General features: G+C 70.2%; 21 protein-coding genes. 14 read left to right on the top strand and 7 right to left on the bottom strand.

All coding sequences use genetic code 11. From position 1 onward, the window contains the following. The first annotated feature begins 70 nt into the window (after positions 1-70). Entirely contained in the window at positions 71-1,645 is a 1,575-nt protein-coding gene (locus POF73_RS25220) for an FAD-dependent oxidoreductase (protein ID WP_272119410.1), read from the top strand. A gap of 234 nt (positions 1,646-1,879) precedes the next feature. Here POF73_RS25220 and POF73_RS25215 read toward each other — a convergent pair whose 3' ends face one another. The 4 genes from POF73_RS25215 to POF73_RS25200 form a co-directional block, all read right to left on the bottom strand. Then, a complete protein-coding gene (locus POF73_RS25215) occupies positions 1,880-2,590 on the bottom strand; it encodes a phosphatase PAP2 family protein (RefSeq protein WP_272119408.1) in 711 nt (236 codons plus the stop codon). Positions 2,591-2,786: 196 nt separating this feature from the next. Continuing rightward, positions 2,787-3,731, bottom strand: a complete 945-nt coding sequence (locus tag POF73_RS25210; RefSeq protein ID WP_443049652.1) for a C40 family peptidase — start codon at positions 3,729-3,731, stop codon at positions 2,787-2,789. A gap of 113 nt (positions 3,732-3,844) precedes the next feature. Then, entirely contained in the window at positions 3,845-5,572 is a 1,728-nt protein-coding gene (locus POF73_RS25205) for a serine/threonine-protein kinase (protein ID WP_272119404.1), read from the bottom strand. 22 nt (positions 5,573-5,594) lie between these two features. Then, a complete protein-coding gene (locus POF73_RS25200) occupies positions 5,595-6,404 on the bottom strand; it encodes a trypsin-like serine peptidase (RefSeq protein ID WP_272119402.1) in 810 nt (269 codons plus the stop codon). A 168-nt stretch (positions 6,405-6,572) separates the two neighbouring features. Here POF73_RS25200 and POF73_RS25195 point away from each other — a divergent pair, with 168 nt between their 5' ends. The 4 genes from POF73_RS25195 to POF73_RS25180 all read left to right on the top strand — a co-directional run bounded on the left by POF73_RS25195 (position 6,573) and on the right by POF73_RS25180 (position 9,859). After that, positions 6,573-6,821 (top strand): DUF397 domain-containing protein, encoded by a 249-nt coding sequence (locus POF73_RS25195; RefSeq protein ID WP_272119400.1) that lies wholly within the window; start codon positions 6,573-6,575, stop codon positions 6,819-6,821. Further along, positions 6,818-8,371 carry an RNA polymerase subunit sigma-70 gene (locus tag POF73_RS25190; RefSeq protein ID WP_334313619.1) on the top strand — a complete coding sequence of 518 codons (1,554 nt, stop codon included), beginning with the start codon at positions 6,818-6,820 and terminating at the stop codon, positions 8,369-8,371. Before POF73_RS25195 ends, POF73_RS25190 begins: the two co-directional genes overlap by 4 nt. Positions 8,372-8,514: 143 nt before the next feature. Continuing rightward, positions 8,515-9,336, top strand: coding sequence for an SDR family oxidoreductase (locus tag POF73_RS25185; RefSeq protein WP_272119398.1), 822 nt, complete (start codon positions 8,515-8,517; stop codon positions 9,334-9,336). Between the two features lie 175 nt (positions 9,337-9,511). Next, positions 9,512-9,859: a DUF1330 domain-containing protein gene (locus POF73_RS25180; protein ID WP_272119396.1), complete on the top strand. Its 348-nt coding sequence runs from the start codon at positions 9,512-9,514 to the stop codon at positions 9,857-9,859. Between the two features lie 80 nt (positions 9,860-9,939). On the opposite strand, the gene POF73_RS25175 is transcribed toward POF73_RS25180, so the two are convergent. Together POF73_RS25175 and POF73_RS25170 are read right to left on the bottom strand one after the other, a co-directional pair. After that, positions 9,940-10,707 carry a PIG-L family deacetylase gene (locus POF73_RS25175; protein WP_272119394.1) on the bottom strand — a complete coding sequence of 256 codons (768 nt, stop codon included), beginning with the start codon at positions 10,705-10,707 and terminating at the stop codon, positions 9,940-9,942. 80 nt (positions 10,708-10,787) lie between these two features. Beyond that, a complete protein-coding gene (locus tag POF73_RS25170) occupies positions 10,788-11,735 on the bottom strand; it encodes an oxidoreductase (RefSeq protein ID WP_272119391.1) in 948 nt (315 codons plus the stop codon). 90 nt (positions 11,736-11,825) lie between these two features. Here POF73_RS25170 and POF73_RS25165 point away from each other — a divergent pair, with 90 nt between their 5' ends. From POF73_RS25165 to POF73_RS25135, 7 genes are all read left to right on the top strand, one after another. Further along, on the top strand, positions 11,826-12,428 hold the full coding sequence (locus POF73_RS25165; protein ID WP_272119389.1) for a TetR/AcrR family transcriptional regulator: 603 nt from the start codon (positions 11,826-11,828) through the stop codon (positions 12,426-12,428). Positions 12,429-12,826: 398 nt separating this feature from the next. Then, a complete protein-coding gene (locus tag POF73_RS25160; protein ID WP_055624817.1) occupies positions 12,827-13,135 on the top strand; it encodes a hypothetical protein in 309 nt (102 codons plus the stop codon). 189 nt (positions 13,136-13,324) lie between these two features. Continuing rightward, complete coding sequence (locus POF73_RS25155; RefSeq protein WP_272119382.1) at positions 13,325-14,155, top strand: hypothetical protein; 831 nt, start codon at positions 13,325-13,327, stop codon at positions 14,153-14,155. After that, positions 14,145-15,470, top strand: coding sequence for a hypothetical protein (locus tag POF73_RS25150; RefSeq protein WP_272119380.1), 1,326 nt, complete (start codon positions 14,145-14,147; stop codon positions 15,468-15,470). The genes POF73_RS25155 and POF73_RS25150 overlap by 11 nt, the downstream gene beginning before the upstream one ends. Then, complete coding sequence (locus POF73_RS25145; protein ID WP_272119378.1) at positions 15,467-17,023, top strand: SCO6880 family protein; 1,557 nt, start codon at positions 15,467-15,469, stop codon at positions 17,021-17,023. The genes POF73_RS25150 and POF73_RS25145 overlap by 4 nt, the downstream gene beginning before the upstream one ends. Positions 17,024-17,029: 6 nt before the next feature. Continuing rightward, positions 17,030-18,445 carry an ATP-binding protein gene (locus tag POF73_RS25140; protein ID WP_272119376.1) on the top strand — a complete coding sequence of 472 codons (1,416 nt, stop codon included), beginning with the start codon at positions 17,030-17,032 and terminating at the stop codon, positions 18,443-18,445. A gap of 18 nt (positions 18,446-18,463) precedes the next feature. After that, positions 18,464-20,083 (top strand): type IV secretory system conjugative DNA transfer family protein, encoded by a 1,620-nt coding sequence (locus tag POF73_RS25135; RefSeq protein ID WP_272119374.1) that lies wholly within the window; start codon positions 18,464-18,466, stop codon positions 20,081-20,083. A gap of 7 nt (positions 20,084-20,090) precedes the next feature. Here POF73_RS25135 and POF73_RS25130 read toward each other — a convergent pair whose 3' ends face one another. After that, positions 20,091-20,654: a GNAT family N-acetyltransferase gene (locus tag POF73_RS25130; RefSeq protein ID WP_272119373.1), complete on the bottom strand. Its 564-nt coding sequence runs from the start codon at positions 20,652-20,654 to the stop codon at positions 20,091-20,093. An 86-nt stretch (positions 20,655-20,740) separates the two neighbouring features. On the opposite strand from POF73_RS25130, the gene POF73_RS25125 reads away from it, so the two are divergent. Both POF73_RS25125 and POF73_RS25120 read left to right on the top strand, forming a co-directional pair. After that, complete coding sequence (locus tag POF73_RS25125) at positions 20,741-22,000, top strand: sensor histidine kinase (RefSeq protein WP_272119370.1); 1,260 nt, start codon at positions 20,741-20,743, stop codon at positions 21,998-22,000. Next, positions 21,997-22,674, top strand: a complete 678-nt coding sequence (locus tag POF73_RS25120; RefSeq protein WP_272119368.1) for a response regulator — start codon at positions 21,997-21,999, stop codon at positions 22,672-22,674. Before POF73_RS25125 ends, POF73_RS25120 begins: the two co-directional genes overlap by 4 nt. Positions 22,675-22,711 lie beyond the last annotated feature (37 nt).

Genomic DNA, 22,711 nt, shown 5'->3' with positions numbered 1-22,711 from the left:
CACCGCACCACGGATGGAACCCCGATCCCCACCACCCCGTCTCGTTCCACGTAACCCCCCAGGAGGCGACATGGAACGGCGTACCTTCATCGGCGGCGGCGCAGCAGCGCTCACCGCCCTGGCAGCAACCGCCTGCAACGGCAACACCGGCTCCGACACGGGTGCAGGCGCAGCCACCCGCACGGAAACCACCAGCAAATCCGTGCCCGCCTCCCGCCCCCCGGTCACCGCCGCCGCCAATTGGACCGCCCTCGCCCAGGACCTCGACGGCCGCCTCATCCGCCCCGGCGACGCCGACTGGAAGTCCGCGCACCAGCTCTACAACACCCGCTTCGACTCCCTGAAGCCGGCCGCGGTCGCCTACGTCGCCCACCCCGACGACATACGCACCACCCTCGCCTACGCCCGCGCCCACCACTTCCAGGTCGCCATCCGCAACGGCGGCCACTCCTACGGCGGCTGGTCCTCCGGCAACAACCGCCTGATCATCGACGTCTCCAAGCTCAACCGCATCCGGGCCTCGGGCAACGCCGCGGTGGTCGGCGCCGGCTCCAAGCTCATCGACGTGTACCGCGCCCTCGCCGCGAAGGGCGTCACCATCCCCGCCGGCTCCTGCCCCTCCGTAGGCGTCTCCGGCCTCACCCTCGGCGGCGGCCACGGTGTGACGTCCCGCGCCTACGGCCTGACCTGCGACAGCCTCACCCAGGCCACCCTGATCACCGCCGACGGCAAGCAGGTCACCGCCAACGCCACCACCAACAAGGACCTCTTCTGGGCCCTGCGCGGCGCGGGCAACGGCAACTTCGGCGTCGTCACGGAGCTGCAGTTCAAGACCCACCCCGCCCCCCAGGCCGTAACGGCATACCTGACCTGGCCCTGGTCGAAGGCGACCGCGCTGATCAAGGCATGGCAGACCTGGGGCCCCAGCCAGCCCGACGAGATCTGGTCGGCCCTGAGCATCTCGAACCACGCCGGCGGCACCCCCACCATCTCCCTCGCCGCGTTCTCCCTGGGCACCTACGGCGAACTCCAGAACGCGCTGGACCGCCTCGCCGACGGCCCCGGCGGCCCCGGCCCCGCCAGCAACGTCGTCCTCAAGCGCCGCTCGTACAAGGAGTCGATGGAGCTGTACGCGGGCTGCTCGTCCTTCGCCTCGGACGCCCAGTGCCACCTCCCCGGCACCACCCCGGGCCGCGCCCCGCAGGGTGCGCTGCACCGTGAGACATACGCCGCGAAGTCGGACTTCTTCGACCGTTCCCTCTCCGCGGCGGGCATCCAGACCCTGCTGAGGCAGATGCAGTCGGTCCGCGGCGGCTCCGGCAGCATCGCCCTCACGGCTCTCGGCGGAGCCGTCAACCGCGTCTCCCCGACGGCAACGGCCTTCGTACACCGCCGCTCCCGCATGCTGGCCCAGTACATCGGCTCCTGGCGCGCCGGCACGACGGGCTCCGAGGTCCAGTCCTGGCTGGCCTCGGCCCACAACGCCATGCAGCCGTACGCCTCGGGCGCCGCGTACCAGAACTACTCCGACCCGGGCCTGACGGACTGGCGCAACGCGTACTACGGGGATGCGGCGACGCGCCTGACGAAGCTGAAGAAGCAGTACGACCCGAAGAGGTTCTTCACGCACCCGCAGGCACTGTAGGGGTCCGGACGGGTGAGGCCGGCCGCCGGGCGGGGGCGGCCGACCGCCGGGCGGGGGCGGCCGCAGCGGGCAGAGGCGGGCGGAGCTGCGGATGCCGCGGAAACCGACACCCGGCACCCGGCACCCGGCACCCGGTACCTGGCACTGGCACTGGCACTGGCACTGGCACTGGCACTGGCACTGGCACTGGCACCCGACAGTAGGCCCTGAACCCTGAGCAGGCCGGGCCCCGGCCTAGGCGGCCAGATCCCGCTCCTCAGCCTCCGCGGTCTCCTTCCGTGCCCCCGGGATCAGCGCGTCCTGCCCACCCACCCGGGACCGTCCCCGCGACTTGATCAGCCACCCGCCCCTCGGCGACCGCTCGATGGCGGACATCAGGGGCGTCAGCAGGGCCATGGCCAGCGGCGACAGCAGCAGGGCGACGGCCGTGCCGAGGGCGAAGCCGCCGACGACGTCGGTCGGGTAGTGCACGCCCATGTAGATGCGGCAGAACCCTTCGAGAAGTGCGAGGCCGATGCCGGCCAGCCCGAACTTCCGGTTGGCGACGAACAGTCCGACGCCGAGGGCCATGGCGATCGTCGCGTGGTCGCTCACGAAGGAGTAGTCGGTCTTGCCGGTGACGAGGACTTCGAGGCCCTGGTGATCGTTGAAGGGACGGGGCCGCTCGACGAATCCCCGTATGGGCACGTTCACCAGGACGGCGATCGCGGCGGCCAGTGGTGCCCACACGAGCGCGGCGACGGACGAGGCGGCGTCCTCCGCGCCCTTCCTCCGCACGGACCACCAGCACCACACGATGAGCAGGATCAAAGCGAGCAACAGCCCGTACTCACCGACGTATCCCATGACCCGGTCGAACCAGCGCGGCGCGTCCTTGGCCAGGCCATTGATGTCGTAGAGCAGCTCGACGTCGGGGTTCGACCCAGATTCTGCGAGTCCAGCCATGATGCCGCGGCCCCTTCATCTACTCTCCGGCGTATCTTGCGTACGCCGCTCCGCCCACCCCCGTGGTTGTGATCCGGCTACGTCAACAGGAACGCATGGCCCCTCTTGATACGTTCCACACTCCACTGAATGATCACGCAGACGTTATCGAAGAGAGACCCATCGCCGCAGCTCAGGGGGAGGGTTCACGCTATGCCTAAACCGTTGTGGGCAGCGCTTTCGCGCCATCCTCGGTCACCCGGGTGGCCCCGAAGTAGTCGGGGGTGTCGATCGGGTCGAACCGGATCACAGCACCTGTTCTCGGTGCGTCGATCATGTACCCGCCGCCGACATAAATCCCGACATGCCGGATGGCCCGGGAGTTGTTGAGGTCGTCCGAGAAGAACACGAGGTCCCCGGGCAGCAGTTCGTCCCTGGCCGGATGCGGCCCCGCGTTCCACTGGTCGTTGGCGACACGCGGCAACGAGATCCCGACACTTTCGTACGCCGCCTTGGTCAACCCCGAACAGTCGAACCGCCCACCGTCCTCGGCGGTACCGTCACCGCCCCAGAGGTAGAGGGTGCCGAGCTTCTTCTGGGCGTAGTAGATGGCGCCGGCGGCCTGCTTGGAGGGGTCGATGCGGGTCGTGGGCGCGGCGAAGCTCTTCTCCAGACTGCGGATCCGGGTGACGTAGTTCTGGGTCTCGGTGATGGCCGGAACCCCGCCCGCCCTTATGACGCGGTACGCGCCCGCGTTGTAGGCGGCGAGCATGTTGTCCGTGGTGTCGCCGGGGACGTCCTTGACGTACTTGGCGAGTTCGCAGTCGTACGACGCGGCCGACGGGATCGCGTCGTTCGGGTCCCAGATGTCGCGGTCGCCGTCGCCGTCGCCGTCGACACCGTGTGTGGCCCAGGTGCTCGGGATGAACTGGGCGATGCCGCGGGCGTCGGCGTGGCTGACGACGTCCGGGTCCCAGCCGCTCTCCTGGTAGAGCTGGGCGGCGAGCAGGGCGGGGTTGAGAGCGGGGCACAGGTTGCCCCACTTCTGCACGAGCGCCTTGTACGCGCCGGGCACGGACCCCTTGGCCAGGCCGACGCCGCCCTTGCCGACGCCGTTGACCAGGTTCCCGGCGACGATGTACACCCCGACGACGAGCAGCATCACGAAGCTCAGGCCGAGCGCGACCGCGACACCACCGGCCACCCATACTTTTCGCACGGCTCAACCCTCCCCCATATCGCCGCTGTTCAAGACCCTTTCCGGTGAGAGTGGCGTTATTTCACCGTGAAGCCCCGGCAGTCGATGCTGGCGTACTGCTTCGGACCGGTGACGTGAAGGAAGAGTACGGTCCAGTCCCCCGGGTCGTTCTCCACCGGGATGGCGTCGCCGTACTTCTTGCCGTTCACGACCTTCTCGAAGTCGTCGGGATATGTCAGCTCCACCCCGGCGTGGTTCTGGTCGGTTCGGTAGAGCTCATAGAGGTCGACGGGCTTGCTGGTGTACCCGAGGTCCAGGTTCTCCTGGAGCCCTCCTGCGAACGGCTTGCCCGTGTCCGGGTCGATCTCGTGCGGAGGCTTCACCGCTACAGCGACGTGGTACGTCTCACCGGCCTTCGGGGCGGCGTATCCCAGCCGCAGGGTGATCCGGCCCTTGCCGGACGTGTAGGGCGCGTTCGAATCGGCGGCGGCTATGGAGGTCTGGAAGTGCTCGTTGCGCTCCTCCGCCGGAAGCTGGCACTCGCCTTCTCCTCGCTGCGAGTTCTCGGCCGCGGTCCAGAAGTCGCGCGAGGGGTTCGTCTGTTCGACGTACGCGGGCGTTTTCACTTTCGTCCCGTCGTTCGCCGAAGTCGTGGGCGGCGTCGACGTGATGCCCGGTGTCGCCCCCGCCCCCTTGTCTTCTCCCTCGTTGTCTCCGGGCAGCAGCACGAGAGCGGTGACCGCCGCCACCCCCAGGGCAAGCCCCGCTGCTCCCGCGACCATCCAAGGCACGGAGCGAGGCCGTCGGACAGCTGACGGGGGCCGGCTCACCTGCGTGGGTGTATAGCCGTACGACGCCCCGGCCGTCGGCAATTCGTGCGTCCCCAGCGGCGGATGCGCCGGAGGCGTTGGCAGCGGGGCCCCGGCCTGTCCGTTCGGCGGCGTCTGTGGCACCGCCTCGGCCAGTGAGCCGAGCCCCGCGTAGAACGGGTCTTCGACGAGCGCCGCCCGCACTCCGCACCGTGCGATCACCTCACCGAGGGCCGGTCGCGCTGCCGGGTCCTTGGCAACGCACGCTTCGACCAGGGCGGCCAACTCCGGCTCCACGCCCGCGAGGTCGATGGGTTCGTGCACGGCCCGGTAGCTCACGCCGGCGGGCTCGCCCATGCCGAAGGGCGCCCGCCCGGTCACCGCGTAGGCGAGTGTCGCGCCCAGCGCGAACACGTCAGCCGCCGGTCCGACCGCGTTGTGCAACAGCACCTCGGGCGCGGTGAAACCTGGCGTACCCGGCGCGAACCCGACCTCGGTGAGCGCCGTCTGACCGACCCCGCGCGCGATCCCGAAGTCGATGAGCTGAGGCCCCTGGGCGGCAAGTATCACGTTCTGAGGCTTGAGGTCCCGGTGGGTGACACCGTGCGCGTGTACGGCCGCAAGCCCTTCGGCGAGGGCGGCGAACACCCCACGGCAGGTGTCGGCCGGAAACGCCCCCCGCTCCCCCACCGCCCCACTCAAAGTAGGCCCCGACACATACTCGGTCGCCAGCCAGTACGGCGCCGCCTCCAACGAGGCGTCGATCAGGTTCGCCGTATACGCACTCCGCACCGCCCGCACCGTCTCCACCTCACGCCGGAACCGGGCCAGCGCCTCCGGATGGTCGGTGATCTCGTCCCGGATGACCTTGATCGCGACGAGCCGCCCACCCGGCGAGCGAGCCAGGTAGACCTGTCCCATACCGCCCGCCCCGAGCCGCGCGAGCAGCGTGTACGCGCCTATGTGCGCGGGGTCCCGATCCTTGAGTGCGTCCACCGAACCGACCTTGCCACAGAGATCAGTTCGACGCGGAGTCCCTTTCCGCTTCGTGGTACAGCCCCGCCGCCTCCGCCCCCAACACCACGCTGTACGACACGTCCGCGGTGTCCCCACCCCCGTCGTGCCCGCCCAGCACCCCGACGACCGCCCCGTCCCCGTTGATCCACGGGCTGCCACTCGTCCCCGCGCTGAAGCCGGGACAGACGATGCGCTGCTGCGCGTGGTCGTGCAGGCCCGGCTTGTTGGTGCAACGCACCGGAGTCTCCCGGGTGTCGGGGTACCCCAGCACGGTCACCGCCGTGGCCCCCGTCGCCATCCCCGCGACGAACCGATTGCCGCCGACGACGTCCTCGACCCCTTCCCCACTCTCATCGGCGACGACGGCGAACGCCACGTCGCTGTCCTCGTCCTGCCCCTTGACCCACCCGTCCGGCCGGAACTGCCTGCCGACCGTCCACACCCCGTACGGCGCCTCCCCGTCCCGGTACCCGGGCACGAAGACCAGGTCCCCGTCGTCGGTCCCTTCCAGGCAGTGCGCGGCGGTGACGATCAGATCGCGCCGCGCGCTCTGCACAACGGACGCGGTGCAGAAGTGACCGCCCCGCAGACGGGCGCGGCGATCTGCGGGGAACAGCGCCCCGACCCGGGCGGACGGCGGAGCGGCGATCGCCGTGACGGTCACCCCGAACGGCCCCGGCCCGTCGCCCGCGGCCGCCGCAGAGGCCGAGGTGAGGGCGAGGAGGAGGCTGGTGGCGTAGAAGGGGAGACGGGACGGGTGGGAGGGGTGGGGACGGCTGGATGGGCTGGAAGGGCGGCTTCGTCGCTTCATCGGGGGTCACTGTGGCCCATGAAGGTGAGAGAAGCGTCAAACGTCCTTGCCGTTGGAGAGGAGAATCCCGGTGAGTCCGAAATCTGTGAGCCGAGAATCTCCATCGGCGACCCGAGATCCGTGAACTGCGATCCGTGAACTGCGATCCGTGGAAGGAAGACAAGCCCCGTGGCTGACATCCCCCCGAACCTCACCTGGGAGCGAGCCGCCCCGCCCGACGCCACCGGCCCGGGACCCTGGATCGAGATCGCCTTCGGCGAGGGCGAGGGCGACGACGGTGAGGCGCCCGTCTATCTCCGTGAGACCAGCGACCCGGACAACGTGGTCACCACCAACCGCCGCAAATGGGACGCCTTCGTGCTCGGTGTACAGGCGGGTGAGTTCGATCACTTCGTCGAGTTCGTAGAGGACGCGTGACCACCACAGCGCACTGCCAGGCCTGCGGGCGCCCGATCGAGAACTCCGGCGGGCCGGGCCGCACCGCCTCGTACTGTTCGCAGGCCTGCCGGCAGCGTGCCTACCGGGAGCGGCGGAAGCCGGCCGGCCTTCCGGTCAGGGAGCTGGTCTCGGACCTCGGGGACCGGCTGGCCCGGTTGCGCGTCGAACCGGCCGTCTCCTTCCACGCCGACGTCGAGGCCCTCTCACCCCGCTTCGCCCAGCTACGACGACTCGCCCGCGAGGCACGGCTGGACGGGCAGGCCAGACAGGGAGCCCAGGGCGCCGAAGCCGAGACCCAAGCCGAAGCCGAAGCCGAAAACGTCACACCCCCCGACGTGACGAATCCCGGCGTGGCAGAGCCCTGCGTGACGGAGCCCTGCGTGACGGAGCCCTGCGTGGCAGAGCCCGGCGTGGCAGAGCCCTGCGTGGCAGAGCCCGGCGTGGCAGAGCCCGGCGTGGCAGAGCCCGGCGTGACGGAGCCCGGCGTGACGGAGCCCGGCGTCACAACCCCCAGCGTGACGAATCCCGGCGTGACGAATTCCAGCGAGGACGCCCTCACCGGCCTCATCGAGGCCCACCGACACGAACTGCGCGTCCACTGCTACCGCCTCCTCGGCTCGTACGACGAAGCCGAGGACCTCACCCAGGAGACGTTCCTACGGGCCTGGCGCGCCCGCGAGGGCTTGGACGGCGTCGACAACCCGCGCGCGTGGCTGTACAAGGTCGCCACCAACGCCTGCCTGGACTTCCTGCGCAAGCACAACCGGCGTCCGAGCACCTACGAGCCGATCCCCGGCATGGACTCGGGCGACGGTCCGCCACCCCCGCGCATGCCCTGGCTGCAGCCCTTCCCGGACGACCAGCTGCCCGACACCCCCGCCCCTCACCAGCGGCAACCGGACGACGAGGCCGTCGCCGGCGAGACTCTCGAACTCGTCTTCCTCACCGCCATCCAGCAGCTCCCGCCCCGCCAACGCGCCGCCGTGATCCTGCGCGACGTCGCCGGCTGGTCGGCCCAGGAGACCGCCGACCTGCTGGACACGAGCGTGACCGCGACGAACAGCGCCGTACAGCGCGGGCGTTCGGCGCTGCGGCAGGCCCTGCCGGGGCCGCGTGAGGGCTGGTCGGTCGTGGCGCCCGGCGCCGAGGACCTCGCCCTGCTCCAGCGGTACCTGGACGCGGCCGCCCGGGCCGACTTCGACGCCCTGGCCGAGCTGGTGCGGGAGGACGTGGTGCTCACGATGCCGCCGAACCCGTTCTGGTTCACCTCGCGCGAGGCGATGCTCGCGTTCGTGCGGCCCAGCCTGGACCCGGCGTCGCCGATGTTCGTCGGTCACTGGCGCCACCTTCCCGTGCGCGCCAACGGCCAGTTGGCGGTGGCCGGCTACCTTCAGCGGCCCGGGACCAGCGTGTTCCGGGCACAGCTCATCGACGTCCTGCGGGTGGTGGAGGGGCGTATCGCCGAGATCACGACCTTCGAACCGCACCTGTTCCCCGCGTTCGGACTGCCGATGACGCTTTCGGACTGACGCTTTCGGACTGACGCTGTCGGGCTGACGCTGTCGGGCTGACGCTGTCGGGCTGACGCTTAGAGGAGCGATGAGTTCGCCGCCGCGGCACGTCTCATGGGTGTCGGGCGCACACGGCGCCCCCACCCAGGAGGCGAACAGCCATGCAGAACAACACGCTGACGGGCAAGGTCGCGATCGTCTACGGCGGTTCCGGTTCCCTCGGCGCCGGGATCGCGAAGGCCTACGCGGCCGCCGGCGCACGTGTCTTCCTCGTCGGCCGTACGGAGGCCACGCTGGCGAAGGCCGCCGCCGAGGCCGGTGCCGAAGCCGATGCAGCGGCCGGTACCGAAGCCGACGCCGTTGTCGCGTACGACGTCCTCGACGCCCGTGACGAGGAGGCCGTCGAGGCACACGCGGCGTCCGTCGTCGAGCGGGCGGGCCGGATCGACATCTCCGTCAACCTCGTGCCGCGCGGCGACTGGCACGGCGTACCGCTGACCGAGATGTCGGTCGAGCAGTACACGCGTCCGGTGGTGCAGGGCATCGCCTGCCAGTTCATCACCGCGCGGGCGGCGGCGCGCCGGATGACCGCGCAGGGCTCGGGCGTGATCCTCTCCCTGGACAGCGGCTCGGCCAACGGCAGCCCGATGATGGGCGGCACCGCCGCGGCGGACGGCGCGATCGACGCGCTGATCCGGCAGTTCGCGCAGGAGGTCGGACCGGCGGGTGTGCGGGTCTGCGGTATCTGGACCGCCGGCGTCACCGACAGCCTCACTCCCGAGAAGCTGGCGTCCACGGGCGCCCCCGGCCTGGACGAGGCGGGCGTGGCGGGCATCCGCTCCCACCTGGACGGCCTGCGGATGACGAAGCGTTCGCCACGGATCGCGGACGTCGCCGCGCTGGCGACGTTCCTCGCCTCCGACGCCGCCGTCTCCGTCACGGGCACGTGGATCAACGCGACGGCGGGCATGTTCGCCGACTGACCCCACCTCACCGGCATTACTTCCCACGTCATCGCGTCCGGCGGGCACGCCTGCCACGATCGTGACCGGAGGAGCCCGACCGACTGAACCGGCTGGATCGACTGAACCGGCTGGATCGGCTGGATCGGCTGCCGACTGGACCGACTGGACCGGCTGGACCGACTGAGAGGACACCATGCCCGCCTACGCGATAGCTCATCTCCGGAACGCCGCCCCGCACCCGGAGGTCGCCGAGTACATGGAGCGCATCACCGCCACCTTCGAGCCGTACGGCGGCCGCTTCCTCGTGCACGCCACACCGCACGAGACGAAGGAGGGCAGCTGGCCGGGGCACGTGGTGCTGATCGGCTTCCCCGGGATCGAGGAGGCCCGGTCCTGGTGGGACTCACCCGCCTACCAGGAGATCGCTCCCCTGCGCTCCCGGCACATCGAGGGCGACATCATCCTCGTCGAGGGAGTCCCCCAGGGTTACGACCCGGCGATCACCGCCAAAGCCCTAAGGGACGGACTCGCGACCGAGTAGCAGTACTCGGCACTCGGCACTCGGCCCTCCCGCCTCGCCCTCCCCCCTCCCCCTCCCGCTGCCACTGCCACTGCCACTGCTCAAGCCGTCAGTTCCACCAGGCCGGCCGACACCTGCCGGACGACCGGGTCCCGCCGGATGTACCACTCGGTGCCGAGGATCCCCTCCCGGACGGCCTCCGGGAGACCGGCGAGCAAGCCGGGCGCGGAGGTTCCCCGTTTCACCTCGGTGCGATGAGCCAGTACGGCGGCCCACTTCTGCTTCAGCCAGGGGCCGACGTCGACGGTCGCGGTGACCCACTCGTCCGGGACCGTGTTCATGCCCTTGCCCGCACGGGCCAGTTCGTTCAGCGAGGCGAGGGCCGAGTGCGGGTGGGTGGCCAGGTAGAGGGCGCTCGGCTGCCAGGGGGTACCGGCGTGCGGGTAGAGGCGTTCGAAGCCGGCCGCCTCGACGGCGAGCGTGGTGACGCGGTGGGTTTGCACATGGTCGGGATGGCCGGTCAGGCCGCCGTACGCGTCATGGGTGACAACGATCTCCGGGCGGAACTGCCGGATATGGGCCACCAGCCGCCCCACCGCCTCATCGAGCGGTGCCTCGTACAGACGAGGGCTGTCCGGAGCGGACGACGGCACCCCGGCATCGGCGTATCCGAGCATCCGCGGCTCCCCGGCGCCGAGAATCCGCAACGCCTCGGCGAGTTCGGCGCCACGGCGCGTGTCCGGCGTCCAGGTCGCCGTCACCACGGCGGTGCGGGCGCCCCGGGCGGCGTGCCGGGCGAGGACTCCGCCGGAGAACAGGGACTCGTCGTCCGGGTGGGCAAAGACCGCGAGCAGGCTCGGCAGGGTCATCGAGCGTCACCTCCGCGTACGTCCTACCCCTGGGTGCGAGAGCTCAGGCGAGCGGACACGAGGAGTCGGAGGCGGCCGGACTACGCACCGACGACCGAGTCCCCCACCCGCCAGGCAACTCCCGTCAGCTCCTCCGACACCGTCCACAACCGCCGCGCCACCCCCGCGTCACTGGCCGCCGCCGACCGCCCCACCAGCGTCGGCACGCCACGCATCTCGCCGACGCCGTCCGGGCCGACGTAGCTCGCGCCGGGCAGATCCTGGGTCGCCGCGTACAGCGTGGGCAGCGCGCCCGCCCTGTCGTCCTGGGCGAGGAACCTGTTGCCGATCTTCATGAGCCCGCGCATCAGCGGGTTGGCCGCATGGCTCTGGAGGTTGGTGGCGGCGTAGCCGGGGTGGGCGGCCAGGGCCCGGACACCGGAGCCGGACTCGGCCAGGCGGCGCTGGAGTTCCAGGGTGAAGAGGAGGTTGGCGAGCTTCGACTGGGCGTAGGCGCGCTGCGGGTCGTAGCCGGAGGTGAAGTCGAGGTCCTCGAAACGGATCCGTGCGTCGCCCCAGCGATGGGCGCCGGACGACACCGTGACCACGCGGTCGGTGATGTACGGCAGCAGCAGGTTCGTCAGCGCGAAGTGGCCGAGGTGGTTCGTGCCGAACTGCATCTCGAAGCCGTCCGCGGTCCGCTGCTGGGGCAGCATCATGACGCCCGCGTTGTTGATCAGCAGGTCCAGCGGCCGCCCCTGCCAGCCGTCCGCGAACTCCCGAACCGACGACAGGTCCGCCAGGTCCAGGCGCCGCACCTCGGTACTGCCGTTCACCGTCGCCGCTGCCGCCCGGCCCCGCTCCGGATCCCGTACGGCGAACACGACGTGCGCACCCGCGCGGGCCAGCGCGTCGGCCGCGGTGAGGCCGATTCCGCTGTTGGCCCCGGTGACGACGGCCGTGCGGCCGACGAGATCGGGAAGCCGGGTCGCGTCCCACGCACCGCTCTTGCCCTTGCTCCTGCTGTTGCTCTGTGTGTTGTCAGCCATGCTCCCGAATGTAGGCGCCGCCAACAATGCTGTCAATGACAACAAAGGTGGCAATGCCAACAATGATGGCGCCGCCAACATCAAGCTACGATGGTGCGCATGCCCGAGAGCCGCCCCTACCACCACGGAGACCTGCGCGCCGCCCTGCTCGCCGCAGCGGAACGCACCCTGCGCGAGAAGGGCACCGGCTCCCTCTCGCTGCGGGAACTGGCCCGCGAGGTCGGCGTCAGTCACGCCGCACCCGGCCGGCACTTCAAGGACAAGCAGGCCCTGCTGAACGCCCTGGCCCTGGCCGGGTACGAGCGGCTGGCCCAGACCCTGAACGCCGCCGAGGACCCCGCACTCCCCCTGGAATCCCGGCTCACCGCCCTGGCCCGGGCCTACCTGCGCTTCGCCATCGACAACGCCGAGCTCCTGGAGGTCATGTACGCCCGCAAGCACGACCCGGACGCCTCGGAGCAGATGGCCGTCGCCGTCGAGCGGACGATCGGCAGCCTCGAACACGTCATCGCGGACGCCCAGAAGCGCGGCGAGATCATCGCGGGCAACCCCGAGGAACTCAACCTCGTCACCGGCTCCGCCCTCCACGGCGTGGCCGCCTTCATCGCCGCGGGCTGGCTGACCCCGGAAGCGGCACTGGCCGGCGTGGAGGGACTGGTCCACCACCTGCTGCACGGCTTGAAGCCCCGCTGACGACAGGGGGCGCCCCTTCCGGACTGACGCTCCGTCACCACTCCTGACCGCCACGGACCGAGGCACCCCGGCGCCGCCCGTTCACCATCCCGGGATAGCCTTCACCCGCAGAACACGGGCACGATCAGTCACCCGACAGGCTCACCCGACCGGCCGCCAGAAACGGCACCCGGCGTGAAGGGGGCTAACGACGGAACCACACGACAGGTTCCGCTCAGGCCTCATTGCCCGGCGTGACCTGCCGTGATACACAGAGTGACCGTACGAGCTATTCGTACGAATCCCGCCCATCAATGACGCCAAGTCGACATACGACGGCGACAATGTCGGCGAGAATGATGCTGACCTCTGCGTGGCGCAGGGGACTGCGGAACTACCCAACAGGGGCGGTGACTTACATGTTCTTTGCGGCCGACAAGGGCGACATCAACACCATCATCGGCGGGATCGCTCCGGACTGGGGTCCCTTCGGGGCACTGGGGAACGAAGCGAAGACGATGATCCAGGTCGTCATGGCGGTCGCCATCCTGATCTGCCTCGGCATCGCCATCTGGGGCGCGGCCAAACAGCGCATCGGCGCCACGGCGCTGCGCGACACCTTCAGCGCCGAACAGGGCAAGGGACTGATCGTCGCCGGTCTGACGGGCGTCTTCATCATCGGCTCACTGGGCACGCTGTTCACCATCGTGTACGGCATGGCCGTCTAGCGCCCGCTCGCTCCTCCGTCCGTTCCGGGCGCGCCCGGTCCCCCTAGTCCCCCACCCACCCGTCGTGCCCACCGGCTGAGGTTGCGTTTCCCTGATGTCGAGTCACCACACCGCGCCCATGCGGGAACCAGCACGGCTACCGTCGTACTCCAACGTGTTTTCGTCCGACGCCGAGGGGGCGTACGCGGCATGAGTCTCGGAGACGAGCGGGAGCCCTCCGGCGGTTACGGAGGCACGGGCCAGACCCGGACACGGCTGCCCGAAAGCGGCGGTGACGTGTACGGAGGCGCGCGACGGGGCGGCCGCTCCTCGTCCCGGAGCCTGGTCACCGTGGTCGGCGTCGTCGTCCTACTCATCGCAGCGATCGCCTTCGCGAACCGTGGAAGTGACAACTCCGACTCAACCGGCGGGGACGAAAACCAGCCGAATTCCTCCTCCACAGCAGCAAGCGGCTCCCGGCCGGTACAGGGCAAGTCGGGGGGGATCCCGGCGGGGTTCGCCCAGGACCAGCAGGGGGCTGAGAGCGCGGCGGCCAACTATGCCTCGGCGCTGGGCTCCGACGGCATGTTCTACGCGTCCAGGCGCCACGAGATCGTGCAGACCATCGCCGACCCCAGTGCCCTTGACCGGCTCCAGTCCGGCTTCGACAACGACTACTCCGCGGGCTTGCTGAAGAGAATCGGCCTCAACGAAGACGGCAGTGCTCCTGAGGGCAAGACGTTCGTCAACCGCACCATGCCGGCCGGCACGAAGGTCACCTCCTTCAGTAGCAACACCGCCACGGTCGAAGTCTGGTGCAACGGCCTCTTCGGGCTCGCTGGTGACGACTCGACCAACCCCGTGACCAACAGCTGGTTCACCGTGACGATGAAGCTGAACTGGAGCGGTGGCGACTGGAAGGTCCTTGAGAGCGCCCAGAAGACCGGCCCGACCCCCGTCACCGGAGACAACCCCATTTCCGGGTCCGATGAGATCAGCAAGGCGGTCCAGGAGTTCGGAGGGTTCACCTATGCCCGGTAACCGTCACCGCGCGCTCAAGCTCACCGGCCTGGTCGCCGCTGCACAAGCCACGGCCGTACTGCTGGCCACCCGAGCCGTAGCCGCGCCCACGCCATCCCCCGCGCCGAGCGACGACCCCTGCTCTCTCATCGCAGGCCCTGCCAAGAAGTACTGCGAGCAGGAGAACGGATCCGGCGGCGGCACCGGCACCGGCCGCTCCCTGACCGACCCCACCGCCACCCTCGACCCCCTCTCCTCCCTCGCCAAGGGCTGCGCGGACGCCGCCTCATGGACCGTCAAGCAGCTCAGCGACGCGGTGAAGGAGACGGCGAACGTCGACTTCACGAACACCAAGTTCCTCCAGCAGTACGCGGTCGTCTTCGCGGCCTCGACGATCCTCACGCTCCTCCTCTGGCTCCTGGCCGTCGCCAAGCGAGCAGTCCGCGGCGTCCCCCTCACCACCGCCATCAGCGAAGCGATCGGCTTCCTCTGGCTGACGGTGCTGGCGTCCGCGTTCACGCCGCTGATCCTCTACACGGTCGTATCGGCCACCGACGGCGTCACGGACGTACTGGCGAAGACGACCGGCGACCAAACAGACACGTTCTTCGGCACCTTCGCCGGCGCCCTGGAAAAGGGCGAGGACATCGGCGGCGGCCCGATCATGCTGATCGTCGTCTCCCTGGTGAGCATCCTCGCCGCCGGCATCCTCTGGCTGGAGCTCGTCATCCGAGCCGCCCTGCTCTACGTCGGCGCCCTCCTCGGCACCGTCGTCTACGCGGGCCTGGTCGACAAGAACCTGTGGGGCCACGTCCGCCGCTGGGCCGGCATCATGATCGCCGTCATCCTGGTCAAGCCGGTCATCGTCATAGTCCTCGGCCTGGCCGGCGCGCTCTCCGCCGACGACGGCCCCAACGCCTTCTCCGCCGTCGTCTCGGGCCTCGCCATCATCCTGCTCGCCATCTTCGCCAGCGCGATGATCTACCGCTTCGTACCCGGTTTCGGCGACGAACTCGCCGGCTCCCGCAACAACCGCATCATGCGCGGCGCCGAAGGCAAGGCCGCAGCCGTCATAAGCTCCCCGGCCACCCTCGTCGCCCAGGGCATCAAGACGCACAGCTCCCGCGCGGACAACAACGGCGGAGGCCAGTCCGGCGCCGCCCGCCCCTCGAACCCCGCCAGCGGCGGCGTCGCCGCACACAGCTCGCGCTCCTCGACCGGAGGCGGCGGATCTGTCCCCTCCGCCGCACCCGCACCCCGGTCGAGCAGCCCGGTGAACACCCCCCACGCCAGCAACACCCGCAACAGCAATCGTTCAGGAGGTGACGGGCGTTGACGACCGAGTCCCACGTGTCCCATCCGGTCACGCCCCGCCGTACGTATCTGATCGGCCGCGCCCGGCCGAACGCGGTCGTCGGCCGCAACCGCGAGACCGGCGAGATCTCGCTGATCATCGTGGGCGCGTTCCTCGGCATGATGTGCGGGCTCCTCGTCCCCGTCCTGTCCCTGCGCATCGCGCTGCTCACGGGCTTCCCGCTGCTCGCGCTGGCCGCGGTCTACGTGCCGTACAAGCACCGGACCTTCTACAAGTGGTTCGAGATCAACCGCAGCTACAAGCGCAGCCTGCGCCAGGGCACGGCCTACCGCTCGGCCGCCATCGAGGCCGGCACCCACATCGACGGCCGTGAGGTCGAGGTCGGCCCGCCGCCGGGCATCGGCCGCATCACCTGGCTCGCCGCCCCGTTCGGGCCCGACGAGATCGCCGTACTGCTGCACGCCGACCGCCGCACGGTCACGGCCGCGATCGAGATCGAGGGCCCCGGCGTGGGCCTGCGCGACTCCGAGGACCAGGAGGCCCTGGTCGACCGCTTCGGCACCCTGCTGAAGCATGTCGCCAACGGCGACGGCTTCGTGACGCGCCTTCAGATGCTCGCCCGCACCCTCCCCGCCGACCCGGACGCCCACGCCAAGGACGTCGCCATCCGCGGCGACGAGCGGTCCCTGGGCTGGCTGCAGCAGTCGTACGACCAACTCCAGTCGATGGTGTCGACGAGCAGCGAGCAGCACCGGGCGTACCTGGTCGCCTGCATGCACTTCACGCGCGAACTGGCCGCCGAGGGCATGGCGATGGCCCGCGCGGCCCGTCCGCACGGCGGCAAGGTGGACCGGGACGCCGGTCTCGCGGTCGTCATGGCGCGCGAGCTGACCGACATCTGCTCGCGCCTCCAGGAGGCCGACATCCGCGTCCGGCAGCCGCTCGGGCAGGGCCGTCTCGCCTCGCTCATCCACTCCATGTACGACCCGGACCACCCGATCGACCACATCCAGGCGATGACGAAGCGCAACGCCTGGCCGGCCGAGCTGGACGCCATGGAGCCCACGTTCCTCCAGGCCAAGACCCGGGAGTCCTCCACGCGCGCGCCCTGGTGCCACGCCACGGCCTGGGTGAAGGAGTGGCCGATGACCCCGGTGGGCGTCAACTTCCTGGCCCCGCTGCTCGTCCACACCCCGGACGTCATCCGTACGGTCGCCGTCACCATGGACCTCGAACCCACCGAGGTCGCCATCGAGCGCATGCTGACCGAGAAGACCAACGACGAGGCGGAGGCCAGCCGCGCCGCCAAGATGAACCGCACCGTCGACCCCCGTGACGTCGCCGCCCACAACCGTCTCGACCAGCGAGGCGAGGACCTCGCGAGCGGTGCCGCCGGGGTCAACCTGGTCGGCTACATCACCGTCTCCTCCCGCACCCCCGAGGCCCTGGCGCGCGACAAGCGGACCATCCGGGCGTCAGCCGGAAAGTCGTATCTGAAGCTGGAGTGGTGCGATCGGGAGCACCACCGGGCATTCGTGAACACGCTCCCCTTCGCCACCGGCATTCGGAGGTAGGACCTGATGCGGGACCCGCTGTCCGTCCTCACCGACGCCTTCACGTCCTTCCTCTTCGGGAAGGTCGAGACGACCCGGCTCCCGGTGCGTACGTCGACGGGCCAGGCCCAGGCGGTCTACCTCCCGACCGCCGCCCCCGGCCTCGGCGACTCGGGCGTCATCATCGGCCGCGAGGTGTACTCCGGGAAGGGCTACATCTACGACCCCTTCCAGCTGTACGGCCAGCAGCTCCCCGCGCCCCACTGGCTGGTCCTCGGCGAGTCCGGCAACGGCAAGTCGGCACTGGAGAAGACGTACGTCCTGCGCCAGCTGCGTTTCCGGGACCGCCAGGTCGTCGTCCTGGACGCCCAGGGCGAGGACGGCGTCGGCGAGTGGAACCTCATCGCGCAGGAGCTGGGGATAACGCCGATCCGACTGGACCCGACGGCGGCCCTGGACATGGGGATCCGGCTCAACCCGCTCGACCCCGCGATCACGACGACGGGCCAGCTGGCCCTGCTCCGCACGATCATCGAGGTCGCGATGGGCCACGGCCTCGACGAGCGCTCCGGCTTCGCCCTGAAGGTCGCGCACGCCTACGTCAACGAGACCATCATCGAGCGCCAGCCGGTCCTGACCGACATCGTCGAACAGCTGCGGCACCCCGAGCCGGAGTCGGCTGAGGCGATGAACGTCGCCATAGACGACGTGCGGGCGTGGGGCCTGGACGTCGCGCTGGTCCTCGACCGACTGGTCGACGGTGACCTGAGGGGCATGTTCGACGGCCCGACGACGGTCGGTATCGACCTGGACGCGCCCCTCATTGTGTTCGATTTGTCCCACATCGACCGCAACTCCATCGCCATGCCGATCCTGATGGCGATCGTCGGCGTATGGCTGGAACACACCTGGATCCGCCCCGACCGGAAGAAGCGCATCTTCCTGGTCGAGGAGGCCTGGCACATCATCAACAGCCCCTTCGTGGCCCAGCTGTTCCAGCGGCTGCTGAAGTTCGGCCGCCGTCTCGGTCTGTCCTTCGTGGCCGTCGTCCACCACCTCTCGGACGTCGTCGACGGCGCGGCCGCGAAGGAGGCGGCCGCGATCCTGAAAATGGCCTCCACCAGGACGATCTACGCCCAGAAGGCCGACGAGGCGAGAGCGACGGGCCGGGTGCTGGGCCTGCCCCGGTGGGCCGTGGAGATCATCCCGACCCTCACCCCCGGCATCGCGGTATGGGACGTCAACGGCAATGTCCAGGTCGTCAAACACCTGGTCACCGAGACCGAACGCCCGCTGGTCTTCACCGACCGCGCGATGACGGAGTCCTCCGCCGACCTCGACCTGACCGACGACGCCCTGCGCGCCGCCGAGCTGGAGGCCGAGGAGCGGGCGGCGGCCTTCGTGGAACAGCACCTGGGCGACTCCGAGTCGACGGTGGCGTAGGCGCAAGGGGAGGGCAGCGTGAGACCGGACGACCGCCGGGCACACCGGGACAGCCGTTACGGCCGGGACAGCCGGGACAGCCAGGGAGGCATCCCTGACGGCCTGCTGATCGGCATACTCGCCTTCCTTCTCGGCATGACCCTGCTGGTGTGGACGGCGACCGGCCTGGCGGCCCTGTTCGCGCACGGCGCCTGGCCCTCCGGCGTCACCTTCGTCCGCACCCCCCTGGCCATGCGCTACCTGGTCGAGGAGCCCCACGACATCCCGGGCGCCTGGCCGGACACACCGGCGGCCCAGCTGTCGGGGTACGGACTGTTCTGGGGCCTGTTCATCGGCCAGCTCATGGTGCTGGTCGTCCTCACCGTGTTCGTACTGGGGACGGTGGCCAGGTGGCGGGTGGTCAGAGCCGAGCGGCGCACGGGGAAGACGGAGGGCGCGGAAGAGCCGGGGCACCTCCCGGCCGACACCGGGACCGCCGTCTCACCGGCCCCGGCCGACCTGCCCGCGCCGCGGACGGAGCCCGGACCGACGGGGGCGTGGCAGGGCGGACACCAGCCGCAGGGGGCGCTTCCTGAGGCCGGCCGACCGACGACGGTGACGGCGGCCACGGAACACACGGCCACGGAACACAGCGAGGGGGCGGTGACTGAGGCAGTGCCTGCGGCGGAGCCCCACAGCCCGCTGCCCGCCATGCCCGCCGTACCGACGCGCGGGCGGGAAAAGGTCCTCGTGGCCCCGAAGGAAAGCCGCCGGCAAACCGCCATCCAGGCAGTCCTCGACGCCGACGGCCCCACCCTCGTAGTCACGTCGGACCCGGCCCTCTGGCAGGCCACCAAAGACGCCCGCGCCAAACTGGGCCCGGTCCACCTCTACGACCCCACCCACCTCTGCGACACCCCGTCCCGCCTCCACTGGTCCCCCACCACGGGCTGCGAGAACAAGGAAGTCGCCGTCACCCGCGCGGCAGCCCTCCTCGCACCGGTCCGCCCGACCGCCAAACTGGACCAGGCCCTCGCGGCGGCAGCCGAAACGCTCCTGCGCAGCTATCTGCACGCCGCCGCCATCGACGGCCGCACCATCCGCCACGTCCACCGCTGGTCCCAGGGCAACCAGGTCCAGGACGCCGTACGAACCCTCCGCACCAACCCGAAGGCCGCCCCGGGCGCGGCGGGCGAACTCGAAGCGGCCCTCACCGCGCACCCCGAACGCCGGGACATGGCCCAGGAGTTGACGACCCGGGCGCTCTCCGCCCTCCACACCGTCAACATCCGAGAGGCATGCACTCCAAACCGAACTGATGCGCTCGCCTTGGATTCCTTCATCGATGAAGGGGGCACGCTTTATCTGGTGGGTGAATCCATCGAGGACCCCCGAGCCAATCCGGGCGCCATGCCACTCCTGACGGCCCTCGCCGCAAGCGTGGTCGAGCGCGGCCGGCGCATGGCCGAACGGTCATCCTCCGGTCGCCTCGACCCACCAATGACGCTCGTCCTGGACGACGTCGCCGCCGTGGCTCCGCTTCCCCAGCTCCCGGAGCTGCTGGCCACCGGAGCGGACCGGGGTATGCCGACCCTGGCCCTGCTCCGGTCCCGGGAACAGGCCCGCTCCCGCTGGCCGCACGACGAGCTCCCGGTGTAGCCGAGCCCTACGGCCGCTCCAGCACGAACTCCAGCTCCGTCTCCTCCGGCCTCGCGGGCAACGGCACGACAAGGCCACTCGGCACGAACCCCGCCCGCCGGTAGAACCGCTGCGCCCGCCCGTTCTCCTCGTGCACGATCAGCCGCACCCGCTCGGCACCCCGCGCCCATGCCCACTCCAGCCCGGCATCGAACAGCACGTCGGTCAGCCCGCTGCCCCGCTCCTCGGGCCGCACGAACACCCCGACGACATGCCCCTGCTTCCGCTCCACCGGATACCCGGCCCAGTCGGGCACGCCCGGCTCCTCGACCAGCACGGTCAACGTCCCGACCCACCTGCCGTCCGGCCCCTCGGCGATGATCTGCTGCGCCCCGTCGGCCCCCTCACAGGCCCCGGCGGCCCGCCCCTGCCAGAAGGAGTCCGGCCGGGCCAGGGCCTCCTCGTATGTCTCAAGAAAGGCAAGCGACGCGACCGGATCCCGCAGCGCGGCAAGCCGCAGCTCCTTGGCGGCGGGCCACTCGTCGGCTCGTATGGACCGGATGACGTAGGACCCGGAGTTCAAGGTGCTCATGACGGCAACCGTAGTACCCGGGTACGACATCACTCACCCGGAATACTGCCCACGGCTCTGGGACAGCCGGGGAAGGAACCCGCACGATGGACCGCGTGACGCAAGAGCGAGCGACCGAACCCCTCACCCAGCACGTCCAGCGCGTCAGCCGGCGCATCCGCGCCTTCGACCAGCGCCACCCCCTCGTCTGGGACCTGCACCTCACCGGCTTCTGGGTGACGGCCGCCCTGATCGACTACTACGGCGGCGGCTGGCTCAACGTCACCCGGGACCCCGACAACCCGGGTTGGCTGGTCCTCGCCCTGAGCCTCGGCCTCTCCGTCCCCCTGCTCCGCCGACGCGCCCACCCCCGCGCCGTACTGCTCGTCATAGCCCCCTTCTCACTGGTCAACGCCTGGACCGGCATCGCCCTCCAGGCAGTCCTGCTCCAACTCCTGATCGTCTTCCACATCGCCCTGCGCCGCCCCACACGGAACCTGTGGTGGGCGACGGCCCTGATCACCACGCCCATCGCGCTGATGGCCGCCCGCCACCCTCAGGGCGGCATGGACAGTGACATCGTCCCCGTGCTGATGTCCATCGCCGTGGCGGCGGCGATCGGCATCACCGTCCGCACCCGCCGCGACCACACCGAGGCCCTGGAGGACCGCGCCCGCCGCCTGGAGATCGAACGCGACCAGCAGGCCCAACTCGCCGCCGCCGCCGAACGCGCGCGTATCGCCCGCGAGATGCACGACATCATCGGCCACAACCTCTCGGTCATCACCGGCCTGGCCGACGGCGGCCAGTACGCGGCCGCCAAGTCCCCCGACCGCGCCGCCCAGGCCCTGCACGCCATAGCCACCACCAGCCGCCAGGCCCTCGGCGAACTACGCCGCCTCCTCGAAATCCTCCGCGACGAGGACCACCCCGACACGCCCCACCCCGAACTCACTCCCCAACCCACCCTCACCGACCTGGACCACCTCATCAACGGCGTCCGCACCGCGGGCCTCCCCGTCCACACCACCGTCCAGGGCACCCCCAACCTCCCCCCGGGCCGCCAACTCACCGTCTACCGAGTCATCCAGGAAGCCCTCACCAACACCCTCAAACACGCGGGCCCCGGCACGACCGCGCAAGTACTGCTGTCCTACGAGGAGAAGGGCGCCGTCACCGCAACGGTGACGGACACCGGCAGAGGCGGCCCGCTCCCCGGCCCTACACAGCCCTCGGGCGGCCGCGGCCTACCCGGAATGCGCGAGCGAACAGCCCTGTACGACGGAACACTTGAGGCCGGCCCACGCCCGCACCCCGAACAGGGCTGGCGCGTCCACCTTCACCTCCCGGAGGAACCCCCGCAGTGACCACCGTCCTCATCACCGACGATCAGCCCCTCCAGCGCTTCGGCTTCCGGATGCTCCTGGAGAGCCAGGACGACATGACGGTGGCCGGCGAGGCGTCCAACGGCAGCGAAGCGGTCCGCATGACCGCGGAACTGAGCCCCGACGTGGTCCTGATGGACGTCCGCATGCCCGGCCTCGACGGCATCGAGGCCACCCGCCGCATCACCGCCGCCGGCGACCGCACCCGGGTCCTGATCCTCACCACCTTCGACCTCGACGAGTACGCCTACGCCGGCCTCCGCGCCGGCGCCTCCGGCTTCCTCGTCAAGGACGCCCAGCCGGAGGAACTCCTCTCCGGTATCCGCGCCGTGGCCACGGGCGACGCGGTGGTCGCCCCAAGCCTGACCCGCCGCCTCCTGGACGCCTACGTCCACCACCTGCCGACCGAGAACCCCACCGACAGCCCCGAACCGACGCCCCTGGACACACGCCTGACCACCCTCACCGACCGCGAGCTCGAAATCCTCACGGTGATCGGCAGGGGCTGGACGAACACGGAGATAGCCGAACGCCTCCACCTCGCCGAATCGACGGTGAAGACCCATGTGGGCCGCATACTCGCGAAAACGGTCTCACGGGATCGAATTCAGGCGGTGATCCTGGCGTACGACGCGGGACTGGTGAAGCCGTCCTGAAATGCGAAAAGGCCCACACCATAAGGTGTGGGCCTTT

The organism is Streptomyces sp. HD (assembly GCF_028369295.1).
Taxonomy (GTDB): Bacteria; Actinomycetota; Actinomycetes; order Streptomycetales; family Streptomycetaceae; genus Streptomyces.
The sequence above is the reverse complement of the archived record's forward strand: the minus strand, read 5'-3'. Positions and strand labels throughout refer to the sequence as shown.